Source organism: Phaeobacter sp. JH20_34 (assembly GCF_048056095.1).
Lineage (GTDB): Bacteria > Pseudomonadota > Alphaproteobacteria > Rhodobacterales > Rhodobacteraceae > Phaeobacter > Phaeobacter bryozoorum.
The window spans coordinates 59,929-72,832 of sequence record NZ_JAYMWT010000016.1; the positions used below are offsets into that span (position 1 = coordinate 59,929).

The 12,904-nt window shown below is 62.9% G+C and carries 12 protein-coding genes; 5 read left to right on the forward strand and 7 right to left on the reverse strand.

Annotation, left to right across the window (positions count from 1 at the left end):
- Positions 1-122 precede the first annotated feature (122 nt).
- Positions 123-611 carry a peroxiredoxin gene (locus VWZ81_RS11920; protein ID WP_340546790.1) on the forward strand — a complete coding sequence of 163 codons (489 nt, stop codon included), beginning with the start codon at positions 123-125 and terminating at the stop codon, positions 609-611.
- A 100-nt stretch (positions 612-711) separates the two neighbouring features.
- Here the strand turns inward: VWZ81_RS11920 and VWZ81_RS11925 are convergent, their stop codons facing one another.
- The 6 genes from VWZ81_RS11925 to VWZ81_RS11950 form a co-directional block, all read right to left on the reverse strand.
- Positions 712-1,005, reverse strand: coding sequence for a 4a-hydroxytetrahydrobiopterin dehydratase (locus VWZ81_RS11925; protein ID WP_416537419.1), 294 nt, complete (start codon positions 1,003-1,005; stop codon positions 712-714).
- Positions 1,002-2,189 carry a GNAT family N-acetyltransferase gene (locus VWZ81_RS11930; RefSeq protein ID WP_416537420.1) on the reverse strand — a complete coding sequence of 396 codons (1,188 nt, stop codon included), beginning with the start codon at positions 2,187-2,189 and terminating at the stop codon, positions 1,002-1,004. The genes VWZ81_RS11925 and VWZ81_RS11930 overlap by 4 nt, the downstream gene beginning before the upstream one ends.
- 46 nt (positions 2,190-2,235) lie before the next feature.
- Positions 2,236-3,009, reverse strand: coding sequence for a glycerophosphodiester phosphodiesterase family protein (locus VWZ81_RS11935; protein WP_416543262.1), 774 nt, complete (start codon positions 3,007-3,009; stop codon positions 2,236-2,238).
- Entirely contained in the window at positions 3,006-3,464 is a 459-nt protein-coding gene (locus VWZ81_RS11940) for a RidA family protein (RefSeq protein WP_416535280.1), read from the reverse strand. Before VWZ81_RS11940 ends, VWZ81_RS11935 begins: the two co-directional genes overlap by 4 nt.
- A 125-nt stretch (positions 3,465-3,589) precedes the next feature.
- Entirely contained in the window at positions 3,590-4,906 is a 1,317-nt protein-coding gene (locus tag VWZ81_RS11945) for an HlyD family type I secretion periplasmic adaptor subunit (protein ID WP_416543261.1), read from the reverse strand.
- The gene (locus VWZ81_RS11950; protein ID WP_416535282.1) at positions 4,903-6,633 is read right to left on the reverse strand and encodes a type I secretion system permease/ATPase; all 1,731 of its coding nucleotides are present in this window, start codon (positions 6,631-6,633) and stop codon (positions 4,903-4,905) included. Before VWZ81_RS11950 ends, VWZ81_RS11945 begins: the two co-directional genes overlap by 4 nt.
- A gap of 184 nt (positions 6,634-6,817) precedes the next feature.
- Here VWZ81_RS11950 and VWZ81_RS11955 point away from each other — a divergent pair, with 184 nt between their 5' ends.
- Together VWZ81_RS11955 and VWZ81_RS11960 are read left to right on the forward strand one after the other, a co-directional pair.
- Positions 6,818-7,597 carry a VacJ family lipoprotein gene (locus tag VWZ81_RS11955; RefSeq protein ID WP_374015516.1) on the forward strand — a complete coding sequence of 260 codons (780 nt, stop codon included), beginning with the start codon at positions 6,818-6,820 and terminating at the stop codon, positions 7,595-7,597.
- The gene (locus VWZ81_RS11960) at positions 7,587-8,195 is read left to right on the forward strand and encodes an MlaC/ttg2D family ABC transporter substrate-binding protein (RefSeq protein ID WP_340546782.1); all 609 of its coding nucleotides are present in this window, start codon (positions 7,587-7,589) and stop codon (positions 8,193-8,195) included. Before VWZ81_RS11955 ends, VWZ81_RS11960 begins: the two co-directional genes overlap by 11 nt.
- Before the next feature lie 272 nt (positions 8,196-8,467).
- On the opposite strand, the gene VWZ81_RS11965 is transcribed toward VWZ81_RS11960, so the two are convergent.
- Positions 8,468-10,723 (reverse strand): transglycosylase domain-containing protein, encoded by a 2,256-nt coding sequence (locus VWZ81_RS11965; protein ID WP_416543260.1) that lies wholly within the window; start codon positions 10,721-10,723, stop codon positions 8,468-8,470.
- Between the two features lie 270 nt (positions 10,724-10,993).
- Between VWZ81_RS11965 and VWZ81_RS11970 the strand changes: the two genes are divergently transcribed.
- Together VWZ81_RS11970 and VWZ81_RS11975 are read left to right on the forward strand one after the other, a co-directional pair.
- Positions 10,994-11,332, forward strand: a complete 339-nt coding sequence (locus tag VWZ81_RS11970) for a P-II family nitrogen regulator (RefSeq protein ID WP_024095995.1) — start codon at positions 10,994-10,996, stop codon at positions 11,330-11,332.
- Positions 11,333-11,358: 26 nt separating this feature from the next.
- Positions 11,359-12,702, forward strand: coding sequence for an ammonium transporter (locus VWZ81_RS11975; protein ID WP_340546780.1), 1,344 nt, complete (start codon positions 11,359-11,361; stop codon positions 12,700-12,702).
- Positions 12,703-12,904 lie beyond the last annotated feature (202 nt).

The window sequence follows — 12,904 nt, forward strand, 5'->3', positions numbered from 1 at the left end:
TGCTATTGTGCCTTCTGCTGTCTTTCGGAAATGCCATTGCCAGTTTGCGTGCTGGTCAGGCTGTTGCCGAACCCTATATGTGGGGGAACATAAAACACAATCAGCACGGAGAGGAACACAGCATGATTTCACAAGGGGACAGCCTGCCGGAGGCGACATTGACGCGGATGGGCAAGGACGGGCCGGAGCAGGTCGCGATCAGCGATCTGACAAAGGGGCGCACGGTGGCGATCTTTGCGGTGCCGGGTGCGTTTACGCCGACCTGCCATTCCGCCCATGTGCCCAGTTTCGTGCGCAACGCCGAGGCGCTGGCGGCCAAGGGCGTGGATGAAATCATCTGCATTGCGGGCAACGATCCCTTTGTGATGCAGGCTTGGTCAGAGGCGACCGGTGCCGGTGCAGCGGGGATTACCATGCTGTCGGACGCCGAATGCGGCTTTACCGATGCGATCGGGATGCGGCTGGACGCGCCTGCGGCGGGGCTGGTCGGGCGCTCTCTGCGCTATGCGATGCTGGCCCGCGACGGCAAGGTCGAGATCATGAATGCCGAGGATTCGCCCGGCAAATGTGAGCTGTCGGCAGGCGAGGCCCTGCTGGAGGCGATGGGCTGAGCCCCTGCCCCAGACCAAGATCGGGGCGCTAGAAACACCAAGAGAGGCGCGGATACCCGTGCCTCTCTTGTCATTCTACCGGGGATGAAGACGGCGCCTGTCAGACAAGGCTCTCCATCTTGCGCGCCAGCTTGGCGTCCAGCGCGCTGATACCGCCGACGTCATGGGTGGTCAGGGTCACTGTAACGGTATTGTAGACATTGCTCCATTCCGGGTGGTGGTCCCATTTTTCGGCCCAGATTGCAGCCCGCGTCATCCAGCCAAAGGCATCGACGAAGCTGGCGAATTTAAAGGTCTTGGTGATGGCGTCGCGGCCCTCGACCACCTCCCATCCGGCGCTGAACAGCGGGTCCAGCAGCGGGCCACGGGTGGCTTCAGAAAGTTTCTCGGTCATTGTTGCTCCTCCACATGGGGTTTGCGGAACGGACCGTAGTCCGTCAGGATCTCGATCTCTTCCTCGATGGCGCCGCGTTCGGCGTCCAGATAGCGGGCAATTGCATCGGCAAAGCCGGGATCGCCCACCCAATGCAGGCTGTGGGTCTGCCGGGGCAGATAGCCGCGCGCCAGTTTATGTTCGCCCTGCGCGCCTGCTTCGACGGCCGTCAGACCACGCGCAATCGCGTGTTCAATAGCCTGATAGTAGCACAGTTCGAAGTGCAGACAGGGGTGGTGTTCGGTGCACCCCCAGTAGCGACCGTAAAGCGTCTCACGGCCTAGGAAATTCAGTGCACCGGCCACCGGTATCCCGTCGCGTTCGGCAAGAATCAGCAGCATGTCGTCGGCCATGGTGTCATGGGCGATGTCGAAGAACGCGCGGCTGAGATAGGGCGAGCCCCATTTGCGCGCGCCGGTGTCCTGATAGAAGGTCCAGAAGGCATCCCAGTGTTCGCGGCGCAGATCGCTGCCGTGGTAACAGCGGATCTCGCCGCCGAAGCCCTGCGCCTGAGCGCGTTCCTTGCGGATGGTCTTGCGTTTGCGCGACGCTAGCGCGGCGAGGAAATCGTCAAAGCTGCGGTAGCCGTCGTTCAGCCAGTGAAACTGCTGGGTGACCCGCGCCATCAGACCCATTTCGGCGCCCATGGCGGCCTCATCCTCGGTGCAGAAGGTGACATGCAGCGAGGAGACGCGGTTATTGGCGGCAAGCTGCACGGCGCCCTGTACCAGCGCGGACTGGCCCACGCCTTCATACCCGGGCCTGATCAGAAAGCGGCGGCCTGTCGCGGGGGTAAAGGGGGCCGCGATCTGAAGTTTGGGATAGTAATGCCCGCCCGCGCGTTCATAGGCATGGGCCCAGTTGTGGTCGAAGATATATTCGCCCTGGCTGTGGGATTTCACATACATAGGGGCGCAGGCAATCAGCAGGCCGTCGCGCCGCGCGGTCAGATACTGCGGCTGCCAGCCGGTGCCCCGCCCCACCGATCCGCTGTCCTCCAGCGCGGACAGGAACCGGTAGGTGGTAAAGGGGTCGAGCGGTGGGCCGCCATCAGCGGCCTCGGGACAGGCGCAGGCGTCCCATTCCGCAGCCTCCAGCTGCGACAGCGCAGCCAGCACTTCGATTTCGATCTGCGCCTGTTCCATTCAATGCCTCCGCGACAGACAGTATCTGTGTCCGTCGCGGACGGGTTCAACCCGGAATATCAGAAAGATAGCGCTCGAAGGTGACATTATGCGCAATTTTGCGTGCCTCGGTTTCCATCGCGGCAGAGGTCACCGTCCAGCACAGGATCGGCACTCCCTGATCACGCAGCTGCGTGACGCGATCCCGGCCGAGGTCCTGAACTTCGTGACTGATGAAACTGGCTTCGACGCGGTCGAAATCGGGGATCGCGCGCAGGTGGTCGCAGGTCGGCGTGCTCAATTCGCGCCAGCTGACCGGATCATAGGCGCTGGTGGTCAGTCCGCGCGGCACCTCGGGCGCCAGCCGTGCCAGCTCTGCCACGGAATGCGGGTTGAAGGACATCAGGGCGACATCGCCCTTGTAGCCCTGCAACTGGCGCAGGGTGTCTGCCTCCAGCGCGCCGATGTTGGGGCCCATATCGCCGTCCTGATCCTTCAGCTCGATCAGCAGCGGCGCGCGGCCTGCCACCAAATCAAGGATCTCTGCCAGATCGGGGATACATTCACCGTCGCCGCCCTTGAGCGGGATCGCGCGCAGCTGATCGCGGGTGTGATCCGCCACCAGACCGGTGCCTTCGGCCAGCCGGTCCAGGGCGTAATCGTGAAACACCATGGCGCAGCCGTCCGAGGACAGCTGCAAATCCATTTCGATACCATAGCCAGCCTCGATCGCGGCGCGGATGGCGGCGCGACTGTTTTCCGGGCGGCCATCGCGCACATCATGCAGCGCGCGATGGGTTATGGGCTGGCGCAGGAGTGCGGCAGGCAGGTCAGCTCTCATGAGATCTGGAACACGCCGTCGATTTCCACAGCGACCCCCAGCGGCAGCGAAGGCGAACTGACGGCGGCACGGGCATGACGGCCGACATCGCCCAGCACTTCGACCATCAGATCGGAAGCGCCGTTCACCACCTGCGGCTGGTCGGTGAAACTATCGGTGGAATTCACAAAAGCGCCGAGTTTGACGACGCGCTTCAGGCGATTGAGATCGCCATCACAGGCGGCTTTCAGCTGCGCCAGCAGCGCGATGGCACATTGGCGGGCGGCTTTCTGACCTGCGGCCACATCCATGTCGGCGCCCAGTTTGCCGGTGATCAGCCCTTCGGGGCCGGCCGAGATCTGGCCGGAGATGTAGACCATATCGCCGACCACGACATAGGGGACGTAATTGGCAGCCGGGGCCGGTGCGCTCGGCAGCTGAATGCCCAGTTCTTTGAGTTTGGCTTCGATATCCATGGGTGCAGTCCTTTGCATCAGGTTTTGCGGAACGCTAACCGGGAAGCGGCAGGGCGGAAAGCAAAAAACCGCCCCGGGTGGGGCGGTTTTGCGACGTGTCCGCGGCTTCGCGCTGCTCGGCCCCGTCAGCTTTCCCTGAAGGCTTTGACGAAGTAGTCGGCAAGGGGTTTCACGAGATAGGCCAGCGGCGTGCGCTCGGCGGTGCGGATGTATCCTTCGACCGGCATACCGGGGATCAGCACCGTGCCCTCGGGCAGGGTTTCCAGCTGGCCGGGATCCAGTTCGATCTCGGTGCGGTAGTAGGAGAGCTTGCTCGCCTGATCCTCAAACGCATCGGCAGAGACCTGTTTCACCGTACCGAAAAGTTCCGGCGTCAGGCGCTGATCCAGAGCCGGGAAGCGCAGGGTTACCGGCTGACCGACATAAATCTGATCGACATCGGTGGGGGCCACCTGCGCGGCAATCACCAGCGGCCGGTCCTGCGGTACCAGATAAAGCACCGGCTCCGCCGCCCGGATCACCGAGCGCGGCGTATGGACCTGCAAACCATAGACGATGCCGGAGACCGGTGCAGTGATATCGAGCCGCGCCAGACGTTCCTTCAGCGCGCGGCGGGTCTCGGCCAGTTCCAGCTCCTGATAGCGCAGATCGCGCAGCCGGGTGATGGCCTGCTCGCGCTGCTGGGTGCCCAGTTTGAGGATTTCGATGTCGATTTCGGTGATGCGCCCCTCGGCTTGGGCCTCGGTGGCAATCAGCTCGCCCAGCGAACCTTGCAGGTCGGCCTCGGTCCGGCGCAGGTTCAAAACCGTGCCGGCCTGCGCCAGCCCGCGATCCAGCAGCGACTGCTGGTTTGCCAGTTCCTCCTCGATCAGCTCGAGCTGGGTGCGGCGCGAGGCCTGCTGCGCCAGAACGCCTTTGATCTGATCCTGTATCTGCGAGCGTCGTTTTTCCAGCTGGTCGATTTCGCGCGCCACCGAATCCTTGCGCGCCTGAAACAGGCGGAGCTGGCCCTGCATCAGATCGGCCACCTCTGGCCGGGTTTCGGCCAGTTCGGAGAGCTCGGCGTCGAACTCAACTGTCTCGGCGCTGTCCCGCTCGGCATCAAGGCGCGCGCGGCGTGCCATCAGTTCAAACAGCTGACCTTCGGTGATGACCAGTTGCGAGTACAGCTCCTTGGCATCCAGCCGCAGCAGCACCGCGCCCTCGGCCACGGTGTCGCCCTCTTCCACCAGAATGTCCTGCACGATGCCGCCGTCGAGGTGCTGCACAACCTGCCGGTTGCGGTCGACCTCAATCCGGCCCGAGGCCACAATGGCACCGGCGATGGAGGTGGCAACCGACCAGGTGCCAAAGCCCCCGAGCAGGATCACAACGCCGAACAGGCCGATCAGCAGCGGACGGCGGGCGGACCAGGATGTGGCCCCGGCATCGGTCTGGTTCATCGCACACCTCCTGGCGCTGCCTGTTGAATGCTCTGGTGGTTCGAAACCATTTCCCGCAGGACCTTGTCCTTGGGGCCAAAGGCGGTCTGGATCCCCTGATCAATGACCAGCAAAAGGTCACATTCCTGAATGGCCGCCGGGCGATGGGCCATGATCAGCACCGATCTGCCATCGGCCTTGAGCTGTTTGATCGCCCGGTTGAGCGCCACCGACCCGTCGTTGTCGAGGTTCGAATTCGGCTCATCCAGAATGACGATCACCGGATCGTCATAAAGCGCGCGCGCCAGGGCGACACGCTGCATCTGACCGCCGGAGAGCCGCCCGCCCCCAGCCGTGATCCGGGTGTCATAGCCATCGGGCAGATGCACGATCATATCATGGGCCGCAGCCTTTTTCGCGGCGGCGACGACTTTTTCGGAATCCGGGTTGGACGACAGCCGGGCGATGTTCTGGGCAATGGTGCCCTCAAACAGCTGCACGCGCTGCGGCAGGTAGCCGATGTTCTGGCCCAGCACCTCGGGGGCGTATTGCTCCAGCGAGGCGCCATCCAGCCGCACCGTGCCCGCCGCCGGGCGCCAGGCGCCGGTCAGTGCCCGCGCGAGGGTGGATTTGCCGGAGCCTGAAGGACCGATCACGCCGATGGCCTGACCCGGCTGCACCCGGAAGCTGACATTGCGCAGCTGCGGACGGCTGTCCCCCGGCGGCACCACCGCCAGCGCCTGTACTTCGAGATTGGCGGAGGGTTTGGGCAATTCGGTGCGCTGCGGCTCTTCCGGGACTTTCTCCAGCAGCTCGGCGAGATTGCGCCAGCCCTTCAGCGCGCGCTGCACCATCGCCCATTGACCAAGCGCCAGTTCGATAGGCGCCAGCGCCCGGCCCATCAGGATCGAGCCTGCAATCATCGCGCCGGCGGTCACCTCGTTCTGCAGCACCAGATACGCGCCCAGACCCAGCATCGCCGATTGCAGGAACAGGCGCAGGGTTTTGGTCAATGTGGTGAAGCCGCCGCCGACGTCGCTGGCGGCGACACTGTCCACCAGTGCGGCATCGCGGCCCGCTTTCCAGCGCTGAAACGCGGCGCGGCGCATACCCATCGACTGGATCATCTCCGCTTCGGTGCGGATTTCCTCGGACATCAGATTGGCCCGATGGCCGGAAATGCCTGCCTGCATCTGCGGGCGGCGCGACAGGAACTGGTTCAGCACCGCGATGGCGATGAGAACCGCACCACCGCCAAGCGCCAGCAGCCCGAGCCAGGGGTGGAACAGCGCGATGCCAAACAGGAAGATCGGCGTCCAGGGCAGATCGAATGCGGCACCGAGCACCGGCGAGGCGATCAGACGTTGCACCGATTCCAGATCGCTGAGACCGGTCTGCGCCACCGGATCCTGAGCCACCGCGGAACGGCGGATCATGGCATCGAACACGCGCTGGTCCAGCCCGGCCTGAAACCGCGCCCCGGCCCGCGACAGAATGCGACCGCGCGCATAATCCAGAATACCCATGGTGCCGTAGAGAAACACCACCAGCAGTGACAGCGCGATCAGCGTCGCCACCGACCGGCTGCCCAGCACCCGGTCATAGACCTGCATCATGTATAGCGGTCCCGTCAGCATCAGCATATTCACGAAGAAGCTGAAGATACCGACCGACCAATAGAGACCACGACTGCGGCGACGATGCGCCCGCAGCTCATCGAAGCCGGATTTATTAGTAGTTTTCGTCATGAGAGGTCTGCAATTCCCTGTCAATATGCCCTATGTATCAGCCACGCGCGCAGAAAACCGGACCACATATGTTCCAAATCTGCCACAACTGTGTAAACAAGCCCAGTCTCTGACTAGGCAGAGCTGAGAAACACCCTAAGTGGGTCCAACGCGCCCACAGCAGACAGATTGGACACCGAAGCGAATGACCTTCCCGCTGCGACCTTTTTTGATTATGGCCCTGGTAACTGTTACGTCGACACTGGCAGGCTGCGCAACCCAAGATAGTGTCTCGCGCGCGTCGGGTGAGGTGTTCGATCCTTACGAGAACACCAATCGGTCCATTCACAATTTCAACCGTGGTGTTGACCGCTTTGCCTTTCGCCCCGCTGCCAAGGGTTATGTCGCGATTGTGCCGCCGGATATGGTGACCAGTTTCAACAACTTTGCCGAGAACCTGTCGATGCCGGGTCAGGCGGTGAATGCGCTGTTGCAGGGCAATTTCAAGGAATCGGGCATCGCTGTATCGCGCTTTGTGATCAATACGATCTTTGGCATTGGCGGCCTTGGCGATCCGGCCTCTGACTTCAACGTGCCGCGTGTGGACACCAATTTCGGCGAGACGCTGCATGTCTGGGGTGTTGGCGAAGGCGCCTATGTCGAGCTGCCGTTCTTTGGCCCCTCCACCGCCCGCGACGGGGCTGGCATCGTCGTGGATTTCTTCACCAATCCGATCAGCTACGCTCGGCATAATCCAGCCGACAACATCGGCATCTATGCCGAGGTGGTGCGTCGTCTGGGGGATCGTGGCACATATTCCGACACCATCGACTCGATTTTGTATGAGAGCGCCGACAGCTACGCGCAGGCGCGGCTGATCTACCTTCAGAACCGCCGCTTCGAGTTGGGCGGCGATCAAAGTGAATACGAAGGGGTCTATGGCGATCCCTATTCAGATCCGTATGAGGACATCTATGCCGAGTAATTTTCTGACCCGCCGCAGTTTCCTGGCCACTGGCGTTGCCTTTCTCGGGCTGGCCGCCCTGCCCGGTAAAGTGCTTGCCCTGAGTGAAGCCGCCGCGCGCAGCCTTGTCGGCAGCGTCGTTGGCGACATCAACAAGGTCATCGCCTCCGGCAAGTCCGAAGGTGCGATGATCCGTGATTTCGAGAAGATTTTCGTGCGCTATGCGGATGTGAACATCATGGCGCGCTATGCGCTGGGTGTGGATGCCCGCCGCGCCTCGGGCGCGCAGATGAACGCTTTTGCCGATGCGTTCCAGGGCTATATCTCCCGCAAATACGGCAAGCGGTTCCGCGAGTTCATCGGCGGTTCGGTCGAGGTGCAATCCGCGCGCAAGATCAAGGCGGGTTATGAGATCAAATCGCTGGCCAAGCTGAAAGGTCAGGCGCCGTTTGAGGTGACCTTCCTCGTGTCCGATAAATCCGGTCGCGACAAATTCTACAACATGTTCATCGAAGGCGTGAACCTGCTGTTGACCGAACGCACCGAGATCGGGGCCATCCTTGACCGCAACAAGGGTGATATCAACAAGCTGATCGCCGAGCTGAAGCGGCTGAGCTGAGTTCAGCCACCGCAGCGTCAGACAGATCACGAAGAAGGGGCCCGGCGGCCCCTTTTTCTATTTCAGGATTGCAGTTTGTGCGCCGCGCCCGGTCAGCGCGCATAAGGTCGCGCGATGATCCCCAGCGCGGTGCGACACCACACGGGGCTACCGGCGGTCACCAAACGGAGTGACTGACCGCCGACGACCGCGCCGGAACGCTGCACGGTGACAGCGCAGAGACATGCGGGACATAAGACCCATATTGGCCCGGCTTGATCCGGCGTGATGCGCTATCGGTTGCCGAAGATGTCACGCAGCAGACCGTCCACCGCGCGCCCCAGTTCCTGCCCGACGTTGGGCCGCTGGCGACGCTGTTGCTGCGGTTGTGGCGGTGGTGCGATGGGCTGCGGTGCGATCATCGGCAGCGGTTTGGGTGTCAGACCGTCATGCACCCGCACCATGACCTCGCGCCAGATATCGGCGGGCAGACCGCCACCGGTCACGCCGGAGAGCGGCGTGTTGTCATCATAACCCATCCAGACGCCCGCGACATAATCGGCAGTGAAGCCCACAAACCAGGCATCACGGGCCGCCTGTGTCGTGCCGGTCTTGCCTGCCGCCTGCCAGCCGGGGATCTGCGCCCGCCGACCGCTGCCCTGCGACACCACCTGTTCCATCATCCAGATCAGTTCCCGCGCCGCCTTGGTCTGGATCACCCGCTCGCCCAGACCGCCGCTGGCGCCCATCAGAGGGGTGTTGTCGCCAATGATCGTCAGCTCCGTCACGCCATATGGGGTCACCGAGGAGCCACCATTGAGAATGCCCGCATAGGCTCCGGTCATATCAAGCAGCGTGCTTTCGGAGGCACCCAGCGCCAGCGCCGGGCCGGCGGCCAGCTCACTGTCCAGTCCGAAATCACCGGCCACGCGACGCACCAGATCGCGGCCCACCGCCTCGGACACTTTCACAGCCGGGACGTTCAGCGAATCCCGCAGGGCCTGCGCCAGGGTGACCTCGCCATAGAATTTCCGCGTATAGTTCTTTGGGCACCACTGGCCGGACCCCGGAACATCAAGGCAATATTGCGCGTCCAGCACCCGGTCGAGCGGCGAATACCCCAGCTCAAGCGCCGTGGCATAGACAAAGGGTTTGAAGGCCGAGCCGGTCTGACGCTTGGCCTGGGTCGCGCGGTTGAACACACCGGAGACACGGGATTTGCGCCCACCCACCATGGCCCGGACCGCGCCATCCGCGCTCATCACCACAATGGCGGCCTGCGCCTTGGAGCCTTCGCGGACCTTGGTGTCAAAGACATGGTTCAGCGCATCTTCGGCTGCGCGTTGCAGGCGCTGGTCGATGGTAGTGCGGATCACCACATCCTCGGTTGTCTCATTGCCAAAGAAATCCGGGATGGTGTCCATCACCCAATCGGCGAAATAGCCACCGGCGCGGGCGGCGGCGGCCTCGCTCAGGACCGCAGGGGTATTCTGCGCCGCGCGCATTTCAGCGGTGGTCAGATACCCCTGCTCCTGCATCAGGCGCAGCACGGTGGCGGCGCGATCCTGCGAGCGTTGCAGATTATTGGTCGGTGCCAGCGTTGAAGGGGCTGTCAGCAGACCCGCCAGCATCGCCGCCTCTGCGGCATCCACCTGATTGGCGGATTTGCCGAAATAGCGCTGCGCTGCGGCCTCGGCCCCATAGGCGCCGCCGCCCAGATAGGCGCGGTTCATATAGATCGAGAGGATTTCATCCTTGGTGTATTTGGCCTCCATCGCCATCGCGAAGATGGCTTCCTTGGCCTTGCGCCACAGCGACCCCTGGCGGCAGTCGCGTTCATAAGCGCGCTCGCTCTCCCATTCGGTCGGATCATAGACCACGCCGAGGCACAGCAGCTTGGCGGTCTGCTGCGTGATGGTGGAGCCGCCATGGCCGGACAGCGGGCCGCGCCCTTCGCTCAGGTTGATGCGGACAGCGCTGGCAACGCCGCGCGGCGATACACCGAAGTGGCGGTAGAACCGTTTATCCTCTGTCGCGACGATGGCGTTCTTCAGGTAGGGCGAGACGGTTTCGCTGGTGACCACGCCGCCGAATTGATCCCCCCGCCAGGCAAAGACCTCGCCGTTGCGATCGGTGAGCGTGACAGAGCCGCGCGCGCGCCCGTCCAACAGTTCAGCAACCTCGGGCAGTTTCATGTAGTGGTAGCCCACCGCCAGCGCCACCAGCGCGGTCGAGATCATGCCGATCCGCCAGGCAAATCCCCAAGCCAGCCGGAACGCCCAGCGAAATGGTGCCAGCAGCAGCGCGAGGATCTTGCCCAGCAGGGTCTTTGGTTTCTGCGGTTTGCGCGGGCCTCTTCCGCCGCCCCCGGTGCCCCCCGTTTTGCGACCGCCGCCGAACAGGCCAAGCCAGCCCGATTTACGCGGCCTTGCGGTTGATTTCGGCCGTGGTTTGGCCTTGCGCGCGGGCGCTTTGCCCTGCGTGCCGCGCCCCGCTGTCGCGTAGCGCTTGTCTGCGACCAGAGGTCGGCGCCGCGGTCCTTGTGCCATCTTCCAGATCCTGCCCGGTTTGCCCGTTTTGCGGACCATACCGCGTCTACGACGGTTTGTTGAGGGGCAGTTTCACGACATTTCCCCTCTGAAAGCCGGGTGTTTTTTAGGCGGACTGGCAAAAGATCGCCTATTTTTTAGCCGTCCTGCCGCAACCGCCCTCAAAACCTGGCCCCGAACGTTCCACCGACTCGGCTCTGCGGATTTGCTGCACCTGCAAACAGTTCAGGCGCTGTCACCACGCGCCGCCATCATCACAGGGGGTCGGGCATGAAAATGATCATAGCAACCATCAAGCCGTTCAAGCTGGAGGAGGTCCGCGAGGCGCTGACATCCATCGGCGTGTCCGGGCTGATGGTCACGGAAATCAAGGGGTTCGGCGCCCAGTCTGGCCATACGGAGATCTATCGTGGGGCGGAATATGAGGTGAATTTCGTGCCCAAGATGCGGCTGGATCTGGTGGTGCCCTCGGGGCTGGCCGATCAGGTCGTCGACACCATCACCCAGACCGCCCGCACCGGCAAGATCGGTGACGGCAAGATTTTTGTTCTCGACGTTGAGCAGGCGATCCGCGTGCGCACCGGCGAAACCAATCACGACGCGCTGTGAAAACGCGCAAAGGAAGGAAATCAGTTATGCGTAAATCAACCCTTTCCCTTGCAGCGGTGGCGACGCTGGCCCTGCCCGGCCTCGCCCTCGCCCAGGAGACCGCCGCTGCGGCCCCGGCGCCCGGAGCGGCAGCCACCGACACGGTGTTTATCCTCAACTCGCTGCTGTTTCTGGTCGGCGGCTTCCTCGTGTTCTGGATGGCGGCCGGTTTTGCCATGCTGGAAGCGGGTCTGGTGCGGTCGAAAAACGTCACCATGCAGCTGACAAAAAACGTTGCGCTGTTCTCTCTGGCGGCCATCTTCTATTACCTGATCGGCTATAACCTGATGTATCCGCTGGGCACCTGGTCGATTGAGGGCGTCCTCTCCGGTGTCTGGGGTCCGGGCGTTCTGGAGGCGGTGGGCATCACCGCCGAGCAGGCGGATGATTACTCCTATGCCTCCACCGGATCGGATTTCTTCTTCCAGCTGATGTTCTGTGCAACCACGGCCTCCATTGTCTCCGGCACCCTCGCCGAGCGCGTGAAACTCTGGCCCTTCCTCGCCTTTACCATCGTGCTGACCGCAGTGATCTACCCGCTGCAGGCCAGCTGGAAATGGGGCGGCGGCTTCCTGGACGAAATGGGGTTCCTCGACTTTGCAGGCTCCACCGTGGTGCATTCCGTTGGGGGCTGGGCGGCTCTGACCGGCGCGCTGATCCTTGGCCCGCGCATTGGCAAGTACAAGAACGGCAAGACCGTCCCGATGCCCGGATCCAACCTGGCGCTGGCCACCCTTGGGACGTTCATCCTGTGGCTGGGCTGGTTCGGCTTTAACGGTGGCTCGCAGCTGGCGATGGGCACTGTCGGGGATGTCGCGGACGTGAGCCGGATCTTTGCCAATACCAACGCAGCCGCAGCTGGCGGCGCCGTGGCCGCGCTGATCCTGACGCAGCTGCTGTTCAAGAAGCCCGATCTTACCATGATCCTGAACGGCGCGCTGGCGGGTCTGGTGTCGATCACCGCAGAACCGCTGACGCCCGGTCTGGGCATGGCGACGCTGATCGGGGCTGCTGGCGGCATCATCGTGGTCTTTGTGGTGCCACTGCTGGACAAGCTGAAAATCGACGATGTGGTCGGCGCCATCCCGGTTCACCTGGTGGCCGGTATCTGGGGCACCATCGCGGTTGTGCTGACCAACCCCGAAGCGAGCCTGATCACACAGCTGACCGGGATCGTGGTTGTCGCGCTCTTCGTCATTATCTCTTCCGCCGTGGTCTGGCTGATCCTGCGGGCGGTGACCGGTATCCGGGTTGGCGAAGAGGACGAAGTCAACGGTCTGGACATGGCGGAACTGGGTATGGAAGCCTATCCCGAATTTTCCCCCAGCTGATCCGAACCCGGCTTGACACTGAACGCGGTTCCCGGTGCCTCCGGGGGCCGCGTTTTCATTTGGGTGCCCCCCGGGCCGCAGCCAAAAGTCTTTGAAGGCTTTTGCCCAGACGAATTGAGAAAGTCTGGTGAGCCGTCGCAAAAACGCCCCGCCGAAGCGGGGCGTGATCATCGGTTCTGACAGCCTGAATCAGACAGGCGGG